Source organism: Streptomonospora sediminis (assembly GCF_054778995.1).
This window is the reverse complement of the sequence record NZ_BAAGYZ010000095.1, coordinates 40,129-57,365: the sequence shown is the minus strand read 5'-3', so window position 1 is coordinate 57,365 and position 17,237 is coordinate 40,129. Positions and strand designations below refer to the sequence as shown.

The 17,237-nt window shown below is 73.1% G+C and carries 16 protein-coding genes; 7 read left to right on the top strand and 9 right to left on the bottom strand.

All coding sequences use genetic code 11. The features are described 5' to 3' along the window. Nucleotides 1-72 precede the first annotated feature (72 nt). A complete protein-coding gene (locus tag ACYVD5_RS18415) occupies nt 73-501 on the top strand; it encodes an NUDIX hydrolase (protein ID WP_461002307.1) in 429 nt (142 codons plus the stop codon). A gap of 149 nt (nt 502-650) precedes the next feature. Here ACYVD5_RS18415 and ACYVD5_RS18410 read toward each other — a convergent pair whose 3' ends face one another. From ACYVD5_RS18410 to ACYVD5_RS18400, 3 genes are all read right to left on the bottom strand, one after another. After that, complete coding sequence (locus ACYVD5_RS18410) at nt 651-1,418, bottom strand: maleylpyruvate isomerase family mycothiol-dependent enzyme (protein WP_461002306.1); 768 nt, start codon at nt 1,416-1,418, stop codon at nt 651-653. A gap of 390 nt (nt 1,419-1,808) precedes the next feature. Further along, nucleotides 1,809-3,257, bottom strand: coding sequence for a YcaO-like family protein (locus ACYVD5_RS18405; RefSeq protein ID WP_461002305.1), 1,449 nt, complete (start codon nt 3,255-3,257; stop codon nt 1,809-1,811). A 4-nt stretch (nt 3,258-3,261) separates the two neighbouring features. Then, the gene (locus ACYVD5_RS18400; protein ID WP_461002304.1) at nt 3,262-3,411 is read right to left on the bottom strand and encodes a hypothetical protein; all 150 of its coding nucleotides are present in this window, start codon (nt 3,409-3,411) and stop codon (nt 3,262-3,264) included. A gap of 124 nt (nt 3,412-3,535) precedes the next feature. Between ACYVD5_RS18400 and ACYVD5_RS18395 the strand changes: the two genes are divergently transcribed. From ACYVD5_RS18395 to ACYVD5_RS18385, 3 genes are all read left to right on the top strand, one after another. Beyond that, a complete protein-coding gene (locus ACYVD5_RS18395; RefSeq protein ID WP_461002303.1) occupies nt 3,536-4,477 on the top strand; it encodes an SAM-dependent methyltransferase in 942 nt (313 codons plus the stop codon). 121 nt (nt 4,478-4,598) lie between these two features. Then, entirely contained in the window at nt 4,599-4,820 is a 222-nt protein-coding gene (locus tag ACYVD5_RS18390) for a hypothetical protein (protein WP_461002302.1), read from the top strand. Nucleotides 4,821-4,992: 172 nt separating this feature from the next. After that, nucleotides 4,993-5,649: a hypothetical protein gene (locus tag ACYVD5_RS18385; protein ID WP_461002311.1), complete on the top strand. Its 657-nt coding sequence runs from the start codon at nt 4,993-4,995 to the stop codon at nt 5,647-5,649. Between the two features lie 325 nt (nt 5,650-5,974). Here the strand turns inward: ACYVD5_RS18385 and ACYVD5_RS18380 are convergent, their stop codons facing one another. The 4 genes from ACYVD5_RS18380 to ACYVD5_RS18365 all read right to left on the bottom strand — a co-directional run bounded on the left by ACYVD5_RS18380 (nt 5,975) and on the right by ACYVD5_RS18365 (nt 11,223). Then, nucleotides 5,975-7,477 carry a sodium:solute symporter family protein gene (locus tag ACYVD5_RS18380; RefSeq protein WP_461002310.1) on the bottom strand — a complete coding sequence of 501 codons (1,503 nt, stop codon included), beginning with the start codon at nt 7,475-7,477 and terminating at the stop codon, nt 5,975-5,977. Nucleotides 7,478-7,750: 273 nt separating this feature from the next. Continuing rightward, nucleotides 7,751-8,137, bottom strand: coding sequence for a RidA family protein (locus ACYVD5_RS18375; RefSeq protein WP_461002301.1), 387 nt, complete (start codon nt 8,135-8,137; stop codon nt 7,751-7,753). 134 nt (nt 8,138-8,271) lie between these two features. Then, entirely contained in the window at nt 8,272-9,597 is a 1,326-nt protein-coding gene (locus ACYVD5_RS18370) for an alanine racemase (protein WP_461002300.1), read from the bottom strand. A 327-nt stretch (nt 9,598-9,924) separates the two neighbouring features. Further along, nucleotides 9,925-11,223 (bottom strand): amidohydrolase family protein, encoded by a 1,299-nt coding sequence (locus ACYVD5_RS18365; protein ID WP_461002299.1) that lies wholly within the window; start codon nt 11,221-11,223, stop codon nt 9,925-9,927. Between the two features lie 155 nt (nt 11,224-11,378). Between ACYVD5_RS18365 and ACYVD5_RS18360 the strand changes: the two genes are divergently transcribed. After that, complete coding sequence (locus tag ACYVD5_RS18360) at nt 11,379-12,536, top strand: sugar kinase (RefSeq protein WP_461002309.1); 1,158 nt, start codon at nt 11,379-11,381, stop codon at nt 12,534-12,536. 12 nt (nt 12,537-12,548) lie between these two features. Beyond that, nucleotides 12,549-13,292, top strand: a complete 744-nt coding sequence (locus ACYVD5_RS18355) for an IclR family transcriptional regulator (RefSeq protein WP_461002298.1) — start codon at nt 12,549-12,551, stop codon at nt 13,290-13,292. 247 nt (nt 13,293-13,539) lie between these two features. On the opposite strand, the gene ACYVD5_RS18350 is transcribed toward ACYVD5_RS18355, so the two are convergent. Continuing rightward, nucleotides 13,540-14,319 carry a tyrosine-protein phosphatase gene (locus ACYVD5_RS18350; RefSeq protein ID WP_461002297.1) on the bottom strand — a complete coding sequence of 260 codons (780 nt, stop codon included), beginning with the start codon at nt 14,317-14,319 and terminating at the stop codon, nt 13,540-13,542. 631 nt (nt 14,320-14,950) lie between these two features. On the opposite strand from ACYVD5_RS18350, the gene ACYVD5_RS18345 reads away from it, so the two are divergent. Beyond that, a complete protein-coding gene (locus ACYVD5_RS18345; protein WP_461002296.1) occupies nt 14,951-15,151 on the top strand; it encodes a hypothetical protein in 201 nt (66 codons plus the stop codon). 351 nt (nt 15,152-15,502) lie between these two features. On the opposite strand, the gene ACYVD5_RS18340 is transcribed toward ACYVD5_RS18345, so the two are convergent. Then, on the bottom strand, nt 15,503-16,984 hold the full coding sequence (locus ACYVD5_RS18340; RefSeq protein WP_461002295.1) for an aldehyde dehydrogenase (NADP(+)): 1,482 nt from the start codon (nt 16,982-16,984) through the stop codon (nt 15,503-15,505). Nucleotides 16,985-17,237: the final 253 nt, after the last annotated feature.

Here is a 17,237-nt window from a genome sequence, read left to right as displayed (position 1 = left end):
CCGGGATCGGCGGCCGCACTCCCGCCAGCCGCGTTACCAACCTCCCGGGACATCACACCTAGAGTCGAAGCCATGACATCACCGCAGACCGGGACCGCCGACGAACCGGTCATCGACGCGCTCGCCTGGGTGCACGTCAGCGGCCGGCGGCTGCTGTGCGTGCGCACGCGGGGCCGCAGCCTCTACTACCTGCCGGGCGGCAAGCGCGAACCCGGCGAAAGCGACGAGGCCGCCGTGGCCCGGGAGGCCCGCGAGGAGGTGGGCGTGGCGCTGCAGCCCGGCACCTTTATGCCGTTCTCGGTGGTGAACGAGGAGGCCGACGGCTATAGGGCAGGCACCCGCGTTCGGTTGGCCTGCTACACAGCCCAACACACCGGAGAGCCCGCCGCCGCGGCGGAGATCGCGGACCTGGCCTGGCTGAACAGCGCCGACCGGAACCGCTGCGCCCCCGCTGTGCGCCAAGTCCTCGACGAGCTGCACCGGAGCGGCACGATCGACTGAACGCGCCCGCCGGCAGAGCGCGCCCGTCGCCGGGCGGGCGCCGGAAGCCGGCATCGCCGCACGGCCGCGGGGATACCCGGTCCCCGAGCGGGTGTCGGATTTGCGCTGCGGCGATCGACGGCCGCGGCTGATCGGGGCCGGCTCGCCGGTCAGAGCATCGGGGGCAGCTGGGGCAGGACGGCCGCAGGCTTTTCGACGGGTGTGCCGTCGCGGTGGACGGTGAGGCGGGAACCGTCAGCGCGGCCGGAGAGCCAGGCGAGCAGGTCGCTCGCCGAACCCTGGGCGATCAGCGCCGGCTGCCCGGAGGCCGAGCCGATGCGGGACTCCTCGCCTGTCGCGGCGTCGCGCAGCACGACGGGCGGCAGTTCCTCGTCGCCGGCGAAGCGCGCGGCCAGCTTCTCCGCCTCCTCCGCGACGAAGGGCTGCGGCCACTCGGCCGGCGTATAGGCGAGATCGAGGTCGACATGGTGGTATTCCACCTCGGCCAGCCGCATCCACGGGATCCGCGCGGCGGGGAAGACGCGGCCGGAACGGTGCGTGATCTTGAAGGACCACGCCTTCTTGGGCATGCCCCGCACCGCCTCGGCCAACCGTTCGGCGGACTCCTCCAGGTCGGCCGCCTGTTCCTCGGGCTTCCGGCCGGAGCCGGCCTCGATATCGCGCTCGCGGACCCCGGCGCCGGGGTACATGTCGGCCTGGCGCCCCTCCCGTGCTCCCTCCAGGAGCCGCACGAGCGCGTCGGCGTTGCGGGCGACGTGGGCAAGCACGTGGCCGCGCGTCCAGCCCGGGAGCAGCGAGGGCTCGCCGATCTGGTCGGGCCGCATGTTCGAGGCGCTACGCACCAGGCGGCCGGCGGCGTCGTCGGCCGCGCCGAAAACCACCGCGTGATCGTCGGGCCGGATACGGGGAACGCTCATCGTGGCCTCCTGTGCTCGTCTGTGCTGGTCTGCGCACCGTTGCCGCGGCCGCGCCCGGGGACCGCACCAGCGCACCGCGAAGGCGGATGCGACGCTACCACCGCTGCCCCCGACCGCACCGGCCTACCGGTATCAGCAGCGGTGCGGTGCTCCGGGCGTGCCGGGCTAGGGCGGGTTTGGTGGGTCCGTCCGTAGCGAGCGGCGCACTCGCGTGTGCCGCGCGCCCGATGCGCGAAGCGCCGTTGCGGCGCGGGGCACTGAGTTAGGAACCAGTGCCGCTCTCGCAAGGCCGAGGAGGGAGTCAGGGCGGGTCCCCTGTCGACTGACGAGAACGCCGCGAGAGTGGTGCTGGGGCGCCGCGCAGTAGGGCAGCGACCCACCAAACACGCCCTAAGCACCGGAGGCCTGTGCGCTGTGCCGCCGGGCGCGGCCGCGCGCGCCCGGCAGTGCCACATGCCCGTTGGTGACCTGATGGAACCGCTCCAGCCCGGGGCACTGCACCTGCACCAGGGTCGTACCTTCCGGCAGGCGGCGCAGCGTGTGGAAACCGACCCGGTGGCCCGCAGCCGCGATGCGCTCCACTGCGGCCGCGCGCTGAGCGGCCACGCCGGTGCCCGCGGGCACCGCATCGGGCGGTGGGCCGGCCGCCGCGCATTCGCCGACGCGTTCGGCGAAGTCGAGCCGCGCGCAGGCCAGCAGCCGCGGGTGCCCGCTCAGCCGCACCCCGATCGCCGCCGCTGTGTCGTGCTCGGCCACCACTTCGTCGAACGAGGGATGTTCGCCCTGCTGCTGCCCGCGCCCGCCGGTCGCGCCGGCCGTGTGCTCGGCGACCACCCGGGCCAGCAGTTCGCCCTGCACGAATTCGGTGAGCGCGCGCTCAACGGCGGTCCGGCCCGAAAGCGAGGCTCCCATGGCGTAGTAGCGGGCGGATACGCCGCCCAGCTCCGGTGAGTAGGCCAGCACCACGGGGATGCCCAGATCGGTGGTCACGTCCAGCAGCGCCACGTCGGCGCCGACCAAGTCGCGGGCGCGTGCCAGCAGACCGGCCAGCGGGCCGGGAAGCGACGCCGGGTCGATGCGGGCGGGCATCGGGCCGCGATCGTAGACCGAGCAGAGCAGGAACAGCGAGAACGCGTCGCGCTCGGCCCACTCGTTGAGCGCGTGCAGCAGCGCCTCGTCAGCGGTGGCGCCGATCGCGCAGCCGGTGTTGACCGTGTAGGCGACCAGCGGGCGGTAGGCGGCGGTGTCGCCCAGTGCCGTGCGCCGCCGCGCCATCGCCGCCGTTGCCACCGGGTACCAGGGCGCCCACAGGTACAGCGGGCCCGGGAACGGCGCGCCGCCGTCGAGCGGTTCGTAGTCCAGGCAGGCGACCCGGGAGTCGGGCTGGCCGGCCAGCCCGCTCACCGCCCGGTCCGCTGCGAACGGGCCGGCGCAGAGTTCGGCCGCGGTGCGGCACTCCGCGGCGAGGCCGTCGAGAGCCACCGGGCCGCTCAACGCGTGTTCCAGGGCCTCGAAGTGCGCCCCCACCCGCGCCGCGGCGAGCGGCCCCTTGCCGCTGCCCAAACCGTAGGGGATTTCGGCGCCGCCGGCGGAGCGGAGCTCGCACTGGACGGCGGTGGGCCGGTCATCGGCCGCCGAACCATCGGGGACATCGAGGACGCGGTGGCGGGACCGCCACCCCAGGTGCCCGATGTCGCGGTGGACCTGGTCGGCGGCTTCGGGCAGGGAGAGTTCGCGTTCGCCTGCGCCCGACCACGTCGGAAGTACCTGGTCGGAACCGCCGTCCGGCCGGTCGCGGCCGGGCCGGACGGCGGCGGCGATCCATTCGGACCGCTGCAACGGCTTACTGCTCCGCAGCCTCGTCGAGTTCCTGCACGGCGTCGTCGATGTCGTCGGCGTGGTCGAGGGTCACGTTCCACTCATAAGCAACGCAGGCCATGGTCCACTCCACAGTGTGTTCGGCGCCGAGGGCCGTTCGGTCCCCGTTGGTCAAATGTTTGTAGCTCAGTCGACCGCGATCTGTCACCCCCTTGGCCGATATCGGTGATCAGCGCAAGGGGCGGCTGCGCGGTGCGGCCGCCGCCCGGCGGGCGGCGGCGCCATGGCAGACTCGCCGCATGGCGCCCCCAGACACGGATCCCGCCCGCCGCATCGACGACCTGCTCAGCGGCGCGTGGCTGCTGGCGGCGCTGGCCCGTGCCGCCGAGTCCGGCGACCCGCTCGATCCCGAACTGGGCGGCGCGCTGGGCGCCGCCGGAATGGCCGAACAGGTTCCCGGGGGGTGGCGGCTGCTGCCGGAGTACCGGAGGCTGGCCGCCCAGCGCAGCGGCAAGGCCGGGCTGTCGGCGCGCATCGGCCGCATGCTGCGCTGGGCGGCCGACGCCGCCGAGGACCGCCCCGCTCCTGCCCGCGCCCACAACGATGGCGAGCTCCGGGCCGAGGGCGAGGAATCCGGCCGGGCCTTTGCCGCGCTGCTGGAGGCGCTGGCAACGGCGGACCCGGCCGTGGCGGACCTTGTCGATCGGCCCGGGCTGCACTTCTTGGACATCGGCACCGGCACCGCCGCGATAGCCGCCGCGGTCGCCGAGCGCGCCCCGGACGCCTGCGCGCTGGGCGTGGACACCGACGCCGGCGTGCTCCGGCTGGCGGGCGAACGCGTCGCCCAGCGCGGCCTCGGCGACCGGGTGCGGCTGCGCTGCCAGGACGCCGCCGAGATCACCGATACCCGCGCATTCGACCTGGTCTGGTTGCCGCTGGGCGTGCTCGCGCCGGAGGCCGCGCTCAGCGCGCTGCCGCGGTTGCGAGCGGCGTTGCGCCCCGGCGGCACGCTCATCGCCGCCACGGTGCTGCAGGACAACGGCGGCCCGGCGACGGCCCTGCCGCCGGCCCAGGCGCTCGCGCGCTGGCGCATGGCCCGCGCCGGCATCACCGCGTGGAGCGCCGGCCAGGTGGCCCAGCGCCTGCGCGAAGCGGGTTTCGCCGCGGTGCGCCGACCCGCCCTGCCCGGTCACCCGGTCGCAGCGGTCCTGGCCCGGGCACCCGGCGAAGCGCAGTCCTAAACGGCCGGCCGGTATCGGCGGTGCAGGGAACCCGCGGTGCCATCGGCGCGTCAATGCCTGGTGGGCTGCGTAGCGCGCCGCCCTTGGCCACACCCCCGAGGACCGACGGAGTACCCCCGCCATGGACGCCGTACTGAGCGTGCTGACCAATCCGTACAAGCTGATCCAGTTGGTGTTTCTTGTCGTGCTGGCCGCGACCGTGGTGAACCCGGAGTTTTCACTGCCCAGCCAGCACCGCCGGGCCTTGGAGGCCAAACCGCGGCTGAGAACGGCCGTGCTATGGGGGTACCGTATTGCGGCGGTGCTCGGGATGGGCGCAGTGGTAATCGCGATAGCGGCATAGCAGCGCCAGGCCGGCCGTCCCCGAGGAACATGCGGCGGCGCCCGGACGTGTGGCCTGCGGAATGCGGAACATGAAACATGAAAGGTGAACGCGAAAACAGCGGTTTCTCGTTCGTTTTCCGGATAAGGATTCGCGGAACCGCGCCGGGGATGCTAATTTCCGTCCCGTGAATATGACCCTTGGCGACGCCTTCAACAGGCGCAAGAAACTCGCGGCGGATCTGCAGAGCTGGGTGAACCGGCTCGGTCTCGCCGGGGCCGAGCGGCGTACTTACCGGACCGCGGCCCTCGACGGCGAGCACGCCTACCGCGCCGAACCCGGAACGGAAAAGACCACCTCCCGCAGCTACACGGTTGACGAGTGCCGCGAGCGGATCCGCGAGATCCTCGCCGAGGACGAGCAGCTTGCGCTGCGCATCTCCCGCACCAACCAGCAGGCGCGGGCCGAGATCGAGGACCTCGACGGCAACGTCCGCGAGCTGTCCATCCCCGAGTTGCTCGTGCTCAAGTCCGACATCATCCCCAAGCTCGAGCAGGCGGCCCGCGCGGTGCCGGTGCGCGCCGACGACGTCGGCGTCTACGAGCAGGGCGACGACTGGATCCGCTACCGGACCGTGAAACGGGTCGAGCGCAAGAACGAGTCCTTCAGTGAAAAAGGGCTGAAAATCGAGGAGCTCACCCTGCTCGGCCACGACGTCGTCGAGGTCACCGACTACGGCGTGCCGCGCCGCGCCCAGTGGGACGAGATCGACCGGATCGGCGAGTTCGCCCAACGCGTCAAGCAGGCGATCAACCGCGCCAACAAAACGGAGCTGGCCGAGGCAGACTGACCCGGTGGCAGCCCGCAGACCCGCATGGCCGGGGCACCGAAGTGTGGTTCGTAACAGGTAGCGGCGTAATCCGTCTATCAGTATCCGTGCCTACCACGCACTGAGCAGGTGTGTTCGTTGCATACAGGTAACCAGAACGGCCGATACGCCGTCAGTAAAAGGCAGTGGGTCACCGGTTTCCGGTAAACGGCAACAACCACTTGAAAAGGGTCTCACAAACCCTTGCCGGGTAACACACACCCTGGACAGCCCCGGTCATGCGCTTTACCCCGGCGGCCGGCCCCCTGAATGCAGGGGCGCCGGCCGCCGTTTTACGTATCGCGGGTCAGGTTTTCGGCTCGGCCTCGCCGGCTCCACCCGCCCCGCCGGCTTCTTCCGCCCCGCCGGCCGGCTCCGCGCCGTCCGCCTTTGCGCCGCGCAGGCGGGTGCCGACATCGAGCGTGGCGCGCTCCTCGGCCAGGATGCGCAGCGCCTCTTCCCGGGTGACGTTCGCGCGCGGTGTCACCAGGCTCACCAGCACGCCGCAGGCGAGCGCCACGGCCAGCGACGGAATGACCGGGTTGCCCCAGAACTCCGTCCACGCCGCAATGTTCTGCACGGCCAGCGCAGCCGCCGAACCGCCGACCATTGCGGCCAACCCGCCCTGCCAGTTGGCCCGCGGCCAGAACTTGCCCAGCAGCGACGCCACCAGCAGGCCGGTGAGCACGGTGGAGATCATCGTGGTGATGAAATCGATGATGGTGTCGGCGACCAACGCCCCGGCCAGCGCCAGACCGAGCACACCCGCCAGCGCGAACCGCGAGTACAGCACCATCTGCTCGGCCCGCGGCAGTTTCCCGGTGACCAGCTGCACCACGTCGCGCAGCAGGATCGTCACCGCGGCCATGGCATCGGAGTCGCCGGAGGACATGGTCGCCGACAACCCCGCGATCAGCAGCAACGCGCCCAGCCACACCGGGAACATCGTGGTCGCCAGCATGGGGAAGGCGGCATCGGGGTTCTCCAACCCGGGTTCGATCGTGCGGGCCGCCAGCCCGGCCACGGCCGGCAGGATCGCGAACGCGGCGAACAGCAGCGCCGCCAGCCCGAAACTCCGCCGCACGGTGCGCACATTGGACGCCGAGTAGATGCGCTGCCGGTAGGACGGAGTGGCGAGCACCCCGACCGCGATGACCAGCGCGAGCGACACCGCCGGGACCGCACCAAGGGCTTCCACACCCAGCATCGAGGTCGCCGCCTCGGGCGCGCCCTCCTGGATTCCGCTGAAGCCGCCGGTCTGCACCAGGGCGACCAGCGCCAGGACGGTGAAGCCGACGAACAGGATCGTGCCCTGGAGCGCATCGGTGACCACCACTGCGAGGTAGCCGCCGATGATCGTGTAAAGGCCGAATCCCAGCGCGACGACAACCTTGGCCATGGCCGGCTCCATGCCGGTAAGGAAGGACAGGTACAGCGCGCCGCCCATGATGTGCGCGCCCAGCCAGCCCACCGACGCCAGCAGCATGATGACCGACACCACGGCCTTGATCAGCCGGCTGGCACCGAAGTAGTAGCTCAGCTCCTCGGCAAAGGTCATGAAACCGTGGCGGCGGACGTCGGAGAACAGCCAGACCAGGCCGAGGACCCCGGCTGCGCCGCCGATCCCGTAGAGGGCGCCCGCCCAGCCGTTCTCGTAGGCGTAACCCACGGCACCGAGGCTGGATCCGGTGCCGACCAGAGTGGCCAGCGTCGTGCCCATCAGCAGGGGCGTGCCGAGCCTGCGCCCGGCCAGCAGGAAATCCTCGCCGCTGCGGGTGCGCCGGGCGACCCAGACACCGATGCCGAGCATGATGACCAGTGCGCCCAGGAAGGCTGCGAGATAAAGGGGACTGCCGTTGTTCAATGGTGCCTCCGGTGCCGGAAGCCCGGCCGCAGCGGCCGGGAACAGGGGGTCGGGGAGGGAAGAAGGCGCTTGGCGCGGGCATGGCCGCGCTGCGGCTGCTGCGGGGACCGCTGCCGCCGCCCGAGCCCTCCCGGGGGATAGGGGCGCAGGCGGCGGGCGGTCGGATGGGTCGGCCCGGCAGAGGGGCCCGGGCCGGCCCCGGCTACTGCGGCGGTCCGATCAGCCCTGCAGGCCGGGCCGGTACAGCACCGCGTCGACCTCGATCGCGAAACCGGGCAGGTCGGCCTGCACGGTCGTGCGCGCCGGCGGCTCGGCGCCGAAGTACTCCGCGAACAGCTCGTTCATGGCCGCGAAGTCGCCGAGGTCGCGCAGGTAGACACCCACCCGCACCGCGTCGGCCAGGCTCGCCCCGGCCGCTTCGGCGACCACGGCAAGGTTGTCGAACGTCGCGCGGGCCTGGTCGCCGAACGGCCCTTCGACCAGCGACCGGTCCTTGCGGTGCGGGGTCGCACCGGACAGGTAGACGAAGTCGCCGGCGGCCACCGCCTGCGAGTACGGGCCGCCGGGCGGGGCCGCCTCCGGTGCGTGGATCACTCGTTTGGCCATGGTCACAACCAGCCTTTCTGTCGGGAGTATCGATCGGTCGGGTCTAACGGGGTCTGGTGGGTGCCTTCCGGCATCCGGGGTGCTCGCGGCTCCCGGGCGGTGCTCCGGCCCGGGGCGCCGCGCGGCGCCCCGGGTCAGAACAGGGTGCGCACCGCGTCGACGACCCGGTCCTGCGCGTCGAGGACCGGGATCAGCGGCCACTTGTCGAAAACGGTGCACGGGTGCGACAGACCCAGCTCCACCGCATCGCCGACCTGCGGCGCGGCGGCGCCCGCCGTGTCGCCGATGTCGAGGAAGCCGTGGTGGTCGTTGAGCTCCACCACGCGCACCCCGCCCTCCTCCACGGGTATGCGCCGGCCGTCGCGCAGCACCGCGCGGACCACGGGCAGGTCGATGTCGAAGGACACGTCGCGCTTGCCGACCCCCACCAGCGTCCGCCCCGGCTCGGGGCACGACAGCACCCGGGCGTAGCAGGTCAGCGCAGGGCGCAGCGGATCGGGATCGGCGCCGCTGCGCAGCGGCGAGGCGCGTTCCATGAACAGGTCGTCGTGGGCGACGTAGCAGCCCGAACGGATGAGCGGCCGCAGCGGGCGCGACAGCCCGGACAGCGACCCGAGCGCCTCGGCCGCCAGGTCCGGGTAGGAGCTGCCGCCCGCGGTGACGACCACCTCGTCGGCGGCGGCGAACAGCCCTTCGCCGTCGGCGCGGGCGGCGAACTCCACCAAGCCCTCCAGCCACGCCCGCGCGCGCTCGGGGGAGTCGCCGTCGCGGCGCTGCGGGAAGACGCCCTCGTAACCTTCGACGCCGACGAGCTCGAGCTGCGGGCTCGCCGCCACGCGCCGCGCCAGCGCCAGCGCGTCGCCGGGATCGCGCACCCCGGTGCGGCGTCCGGCGACCCCCAGCTCCACCAGGACCGGCAGCGGCCGCGGAGCCGCGGCAAGCCCAACCTCCATCGCCGCCGCGCCTTCGGCCGAGTCGACCAGGCACACCGGGGAAAACGCGGGGTCGGCCAGTTCCGCGGCGAGCCAGGCGAGCTGGGCCGGCTCGACGACCTCGTTGGCGATGAGCACCCGGCGGAGACCGAACCGGCGCATCACCCGGACCTGGGCGACGGTGGAGGCGGTGAGCCCCCAGGCGCCGCGGTCGAGCTGGGCCGACCACAGGTGCGGGCTCATGGTCGTCTTGCCGTGCGCCGCCAGTTCGGCGCCGTGCTCGGCGCACCAGCGCGCGAAGCGGTCCAGGTTGTGCCGCACCGCCTCGTCGCGCAGCACCACAGCGGGCAGCCACAGGTCGCTGAGGTGCAGGCCGGCAGAGCGGACCTCGGCGGCGCTGATCGGGCTGTCGGGCACCGAGCGGGCCTCGACCGGTTCGGCGTCGAGCGCGGCCAGCGCCTCGGCGTCCAGCCCCGAGCCGGCGAGCGGCGGGGCCGGAGAAGCGGGGTGGGACACGGAATGGGTCATCGGGTACGCGGCGCCGGGCCCCGCCCATCGGGCCGGGATCTGTGCGCCGCTTCCCTCCCTTCACAGCGGATCAGTACGAACGGTTCTTGCCGGCAGGGCCGCTGGGCGGTTGCCCGCAGGGGTCGGCGGCACCGGCGGTGCGGGACGGGCGGCGGCGTCGCCCCGGTGGCCCGGGACAGGGGCCGGAGCCGGGCGGCGGTGCCGCCCGATTCGAGGATGCACCGCACGTGCGGGCCGGCGGCCGGCGGCGCGCCGCCGGAGCGGGCGGGCGGACTCCCAGCGGGCCGCGGCGGCGCGCACGCCCGGTGCGCACGGTGTTCGCGCTGGTCACGACTGTGTCCGCGGGTAGGGCTCGTCAAAGTCCTCCGGGCGGGTGAGGGTGCGCACCGCCGAACGGGTGCGGCCGACGCGGTCGTCCTCGGCGCGCTGCTGGGCGGGGCTGAGCGGGATCCACGGCGGCGGCGGTTCGGCCGCGCTCGGCGGCAGCAGGCGCCCGGCGACGTAGGTGGCCGTGTTGGCGAGCCGGACCGGTGACTCGCGCACCCCGCCGTGCACGTCGACCATCGGGAAGGCGCCCTGCTCCACGTCGAACACCGCGATATCGGCCGGCGCGCCCGGCGCCAGAGTCCCGGCGTCGAGACCGAGCGTCCGCGCCGGGCGCACGGTGGCGGCCTCGACGGTTTCGGCCAGGCTCATTCCCGCGGCGACCAGCTTGGCCATGACGGTCGGCAGGTCGAAGGCGGGGCCGTGCACCGAGCGCGCGTGCAGGTCGGAGGAGGCGATCGGGCGCACCCCGGCGGCGAGTTCCGTCTCAAGCACGTCGAAGGCCATGGCCCCCGAACCGTGGCCGAGGTCGAAGACGACGCCGGAGTCCAGCGCCCGGCGCGCGGCATCGGTGAGGCGCCCGCCGGAGACCAGGTCGGCGGGGCAACCCGAAGCGCAGTGGGTCAGGATGTCGCCCACGCCGAGGAACGGGACGATGTCGGCGATCGTGGGCGGGCCGTAGCCCACGTGCACCATTAGCGGGCGCGCCAGCCGCCCCGCGAGATCGGCCGCGCGGCGCAGCGGCTCCAACCCGTGCGGGCCAACGGTGCGGGCGTCGATCCGCGCCTTGACGCCGCGCACGAAGCCGCCGTGGCGAGCGGCGACCGCGGCGGCGGCACCGACGTCCAGGTTTTCCAGTACGTGGTGTTCGCCGGTCTCGGCCACCAGACCCAGCCCGGACACGTTGATCAGCGCGTGCACACGTACCGCCGCGGGGTCGGCCGCGAACCGGCGCAGCCCGTCCATGCTGTAGGCGCCCGCCGATCCGGCGTCGACCCAGGTGGTCACCCCGGTGCGCCAGGCGATCGGGTCGGGGGCCAGCCCCCAGTAGCTGGCGCCGTGCCAGAGGTGGGTGTGCATGTCGACCAGGCCGGGGGTGACCAGGCTGCCGTGCGCGTCGACGACCTCGGCGGCGGATTCGGCGGCGGGCGGGCCCGCCGGGTCGGCCGGATCGGCGCCGCCGCGGGTGCGGTGCGGCAGCACATCGGCGATGCGGCCGCCGCGTACGGCCACATCGGCGACCTCGTCCAGCCCGGAGGCAGGGTCGACGACGCGGCCGCCGCGGATCAGCAGGTCCCACATACCGGGCTCCTCGGGTCACTGAAGGCATGTGCTGCGCTGTGTGCAGCACTGTTGCGCATGGGTCAGCAAGTGCTTAGCATTTCGCGAAGACGCCGGTCAATACGTCCAACGCTCCCGGCGCGGAGCGCAGCGAACGGAGATCCCGCTTGAGCTTGATCAGCGAGCCCGGCCCGGGCCCCGAAAACGCGCTCGGCGCCGGTGCCGAGGTCGTGTGCGCGGGCGAGACCATGGCGCTGCTGGTCCCCGATCCCGGTGCGCCCGCCCCCGGAACCGACACCGCCCCCGGCGCCGACCCGCCCGCCTTCCGGCTCGAGGTCGGCGGCGCCGAATCCAACGTCGCCGTCTACCTGGCGCGGGCCGGTCACCGGGTCGCCTGGTACAGCGCGCTGGGCGACGACGCCTTCGGCCGCCACGTGCGGCTGCGGCTCAGCGCCGAAGGTGTGCACTGCGCGGCGCGCACCGACCCCGATCGCCGCACCGGCCTCTACTTCAAAGAGCCCGCGCCCTCCGGCGGCACGCAGGTGCGCTACTACCGCACCGGCTCGGCGGCCTCGGCCCTGGGCGGGCGCGACGCCGCCCGCATCCGCTCGGCGCGGCCCCGGATCGTGCACACCACCGGTATCACCGCGGTGCTCTCGGCGAGCTGCCGCGAACTCGTCGACGGCCTGCTCGACGGTGCGGCGCCGGGCACTCTGCGCAGCTTCGACGTCAACTACCGGCCCGCCCTGCACGGTCCCGCCGAAGCCGAACAACTGCTGCACACGGCCCGCCGCGCCGACATCGTCTTCTGCGGCCTGGACGAAGCCGCCGCGCTGTGGGGCGCGGCCGATCCCGACGAAGCCCGCGCCCTGCTCGAGGGCGGGGGTGCGCAACGCCCGGCCGCCGACGGGCGCCCGGACCCCAACGGCCCGGCGCTGGTCGTCATCAAGCAGGGATCCGACGGCGCCACCGCTTTCCGCGGCACCGAGCGCTGGTACGAGCCCGCGCCCCCGGTCAACGTCGTCGAGCCGACCGGCGCCGGCGACGCATTCGCGGCGGGCGTGCTGCAAGGGCTGCTCACCGGCGCCGACGTGCAAGAGTGCCTGGCTGAAGGCGCGCGGCTCGCCGGATCCGCGCTGGGCGTGCCCGGCGACATCCCGCCCCGGCCGCACACCGCCGACACCTCCCCCTGGGGCGGCGCGGCGCCCGATGCGCAGGTCGCCGGGGTCGAACCGGCATCCCGCAGGGGATCGGCCGCAGACATTGCCGCCGATCCGCCGGCGGGTCGGCACACCGGCGCTTCCGGCGCGACCAACCCGCAACCCCGCGACTGAGGAGGGCGCCCGATGTCCAGCAGCGTCGAACGCGCCCTGCACATCCTGGTCGAACTCGCTTCCGGCCCGGCGACCATCAGCGAGTTGGGACGGGCCCTCGACGTGCACCGCACCACTTCGCTGCGCCTGCTCCGCACACTGGAGGAGGAACGCTTCGTGCGGCGCACCGACGACGGCCGCTACCGGATCGGCCCGCGCATGACCAGCCTGGCCCAGGCGGCGCTCGAAGGGCTCGACGTCCGCGCCGCGGCTGCCGGCCACCTGCGCGACCTCGGCGGCACCAGCGGGCACACGGTGCACCTGGCGGCGCCCGAGGGCGGCAGCATGGTCTACCTCGACAAGGTCGAATCGCGCCACGCCGTGCGCATGTACTCACGTATCGGCGCGCCTGCGCCGATGCACGCCACAGGTGTCGGCAAGACGGTCCTGGCCGACCTGCCCCCAGCCGAACGCGACAAGCTCCTGGGCGACCCCCCGTACGACCGCTACACCCCCAACACCCGCACCACCCGCGATACCCTCGCGGCCGACCTCACCGAGGTCGCCGAGCGCGGGTGGGCGCTCGACGACTTCGAGCACGAGGAGTTCATCCACTGCATAGCCGCCCCCATCCGCGACGCATCGGGCGCGGTATCGGCGGCGGTCTCGGTCTCGGCCCCGGGCATGATCATCGACCGCCCGCAACTGCTCGCCCTCGTCCCCGACCTCACCCGGACGGCAGCCGCCATCAGCGGCGAACTCGGCTGGAACGGGTGAGGAGGAGAGCGAGGGGTGGCGCGGCGCCCGGTGGGGCGGTGCGGGCGGCGGGTGGTGGCGGTTGTTGCGGAGAGGCGAGGGCGGTGCGGGGTGGCGGCCGCTTGCACCGGTCCTGGCGGTGGATGGTTGCGGTCATAGCGAGGGCGCCGACAGCGTCGGTCGCGGTGCCGGGCGGGGTACGGAGCGGGCAGCCAGGTCGGGGATCGAGCCAGATCCAGTCCGGCACCGGCTTAGCATCAATCCGCCATCAGCGGATCAACCGGGAGCGCAGCACATCCAAGTCGGCGGCGGTCACACCGGCGTCCTGGAGATAGGCCCGCGCGTCCAGCCCGGCAAGGACATCAAGGCACGCGTCCCGCAGGTTCGTGCCCCGCTGCGCCAGCGCGGCCTGGATCGCAGGGCCTTCGTCCTCGCGCCCCAGCGCGGCGAACAGCGGCCGCAGCGCTGCCGTGGACAGTTCGTAGTCCTCCGCGATCGCTTCGGCCTCGACTTGGGCCAGTTCCAGCAGCAGCAGCGCGACCAGCCCGGTCCGGTCGCGTCCGGCCGCACAGTGGAACAGCACGCCTCCGGGGCCGGACCGGGCCAGCGCGTTAACCGCCGCGGCGCAGCGGTCGGCCTTATGGTCCAAGAAGGTCCGGTAGTAGAGAGGGCTGCTTGGCGTCAGCCCCGCACGCTCGATCCGGTCCCAGAACGCGGTGTCGTCGGCGCCGTCGAGCGGTACTTCCACAACCTCCAGCCCGCGCGGCGGTCCGGAGACGGCCGACTTGGCCGCTCGCTGGATCTCATCGCCGTTGCGCAGGTCCACCACAGTGTCCACGCCGGCCGCACGAGCCTGGCGCCAGCCTTCGGCAGTGGCGAACCTGGGAGCGGCCGAGCGGAAGAGAGCACCGTACCGAGTGGTGCGGCCATCCCGCGTAGGCAGCCCACCGAGATCCCGCGCATTGAAGAACCCGTCCCAATCCATCCGCCTGCTGCTGCGGGCGCCGGCCATGCCGTCGGAGTTGTCGAAGCCGTCCGTGGCGTCCATGGCGTCCTTTCCATACGGACCGTGCTTAGCGTGCACACCGACCAGCTTCACCCGGGGGCTCCAGTCGCCGTCAAGGTGGTGGGGTGGTTGCGGCCGTAGCGGGGCGGTGAGGGCGGCGGGTGGTTGGGGCGGGCGATCACCGGTTCTCTGGTGCGGTGGCTTGGCGCCCGGCGAGGCGGCGACGGCGGTGCGGGGCGGGGGTTGCTTGCGTCGGTGCTGGCGGTGTGGGGTGGCGGCCGCTTGTATAGGTGCCCGCGGTAGTCGGCCGGGTTGCGGGGTGTTCCGCTCTGGGGGCGGTGGGGTGGCCGACATTTCGGACATTGTGTTGATCAGTCTGCGGGGTGATGTTCGGAGTGAGGCGCGACCCGGGCTCAGTGTTGGATCACGTGCGGCTCATATGGTGGCGTCTCGCGATTCGAGATGAACTCGGGGTGATGTATCCGTTTTGTCGGAACGAGAATGGCTTGGTGGGGCTGTGGTGTGACGAGCCGGAGCTGTGTTCATGCTGAGGTGCTTTAGCGGTTGTTTTGGTGGGTCTGGTGTCGCTGCGGCCCTGCCGAAGTGCAGTGACGGCTTGCGGAATCCGGGCGAAAGCGGGCGTAATGCCTCGGGGGATGGATTGTGTGGGCGGATGGGCGTGGAATCCGAGTGCAGTCGGCGCTTGCTGTTCACCGGGCTCGGTCTCGTCGCGGCCTATCTCGGTGCGATCGGACATAAGGGACGCCGCGCCATCCGCCTCTTCCTCTCGCTGGGCGCGCTGCCATCCATGCGCAGGACCGATGATCCCGAGCCGAGACCATCCGCCGCCGTCGCCGCCCCGCTACGGCAGTGACCACTCGCCGTCGGCACCGATATGAGGAGCCGGCGCCCCCGCCGCCTTCGGTGCTTCGTTGGGTGCCGAGTCGTCGGGCTGGGGGCCGGTGATCGCCGACCTGGACCATCCGCCGCCGCTGCCTCGTTTGGGCCGGGGGCTGGCAGTGCCGGTGTAAGTGGTCGGCACCGCCCGCTGTGGTCGGTGCTCCGTCGGGTGCTGAGCCATCGGGCCGGGGGACCGGTGGTCATCAACCCGGACCACCCGGCGCCGGCTCCACCCGCCCCACACTCGCACCCGCACGCCCACACACCCCGCGCCCGCGTCGGGGCGGGTCGGGGGTGACCGGCGGGACGCGGGCGCGGTGCGGGGTTACGGCAGGCGGAGTTCTCCGTCGACGCGGCGGGGAATTGCCAGCGGGTTGCCGTCGCGGAGGGCGTCGGGTAGCAGGTGCTGGGGGACCTGTTGGTAGCAGACCGGGCGCAGGAAGCGGCGGATGGCGGTGCTGCCGACCGATGTGTGCAGGACCGAGGTGGTGGCGGGATACGGTCCGCCGTGGTGCATGGCGTGGGTGACCGAAACCCCGGTGGGCCAGCCGTTCCACAGCACCCGGCCGGCGCGGCGGCGGAGGCGGGCCAGCAGGGGGCCGGCTTCCTCGTCGGCGTCCTCGCCGTGCACGGTGGCGGTGAGCTGGCCGGGCAGGATGTCGGCGATGCGCAGGGCCTCGGCCGGGTCGGAGTAGGTCACCACCAGCGAGACCGGCCCGAAGCGCTCTTCCAGCAGGTCGTCGGCGTGCTCCAGGAACCGCTTGGCGGTGGTGCGCACCAGGGACGGGGTCCACACGGTGTTCCCGTCGGCGCCGTCGCCCGGACCGCCTTCGACCAGGACTTCGGTCGCGGCGTGGTCGGCCAGCGACCGGTACCCTTCGGCGAACCCGCGCTCGATCCGCTCGTTGAGCATCGGCGCCGCCGAACGCTCGCGCACGGCCTCGATCAAGGGCTCGACGGGCGTGCTCTCCGGCAGCAGCAGGATGCCGGGCTTTGTGCAGAACTGCCCGGTGCCCAGGGTGAAGGAGTCGGAGAACGCGCTGAGGACGGACTCGCCGCGGGCCACCGCGGCGGCGCGGGTGACGAAGACGGGGTTGACGCTGCCGAGTTCGCCGTAGAAGGGGATCGGTTCGGGCCGCCCGGCCGCGAGGTCGTGCAGCGCGCGGCCACCCGGGATGGATCCGGTGAACCCGACCGCGCGGGTGTGCTGGTGCAGCACCGCGCGCCGCCCGGTCTCCTCGCCCAGGACCACGGCGAACGTGCCCTCGGGTGCGCCCGCGTCGTGCAGCGCGGCGGCGACGACCTCGCCGGTGCGCACCGAGAGCTCCGGGTGCCCGGGATGGGCTTTGACGACGACGGGGTTGCCCGCGGCCAGCGCCGAGGCGCTGTCGCCGCCGATGACGCTGAAGGCGAAGGGGAAGTTGCTCGCGCCGAAGACCACGACCGGACCGATCGGTTCCAGGACGCGGCGCAGGTCGGGCCGCGCGCCCATGGGCCATTCGGGGTCGGGGTGGTCGACGGTGGCCTCAAGGTAAGCGCCGTCCTCCAGCACCTCGGCGAACAGCCGGAGCTGGAAGGTCGTTCGGGCGAGTTCGCCCTTGAGGCGGGCCTCGGGCAGGTGGCTCTCGCGCTGGGCGACGGGTACCAACTCGCCCGCCGCGGCGTCGACGGCGTCGCCGACGGCACGCAGCATCGCGGCGCGTTCGCGCGGTGCCAGGGCACCGAAGGCCTCGGCAGCCTGCGCGGCCGATTCCAAGGTGCGGTCCAGTTCCGCGTCGGTGGTGTCACGGATACCGGTCTGGGTCATCGTCTGCTTCCTCGTGTTGGCGTGGGGTCGGTGGGCATGCGCGTTCCTGTTTCTGTGCTGCTGTTCGTCCCGGTTGTGCTGCGGGATGGGCCGACTGTCCCGCCGGTCGTGCTGCCGGCCGTCCTACCGGTTGCCCGGACGGTGTTCGGGCGGTGCCGGCCACCGGGCTGACCGCCGGGCGGCTGCCGAACCTACGCCCGGCCGAGCCCGCACCCTGGCAGCTGCTCCCGCGCCGGTCCCCTTCCCCCGCCGG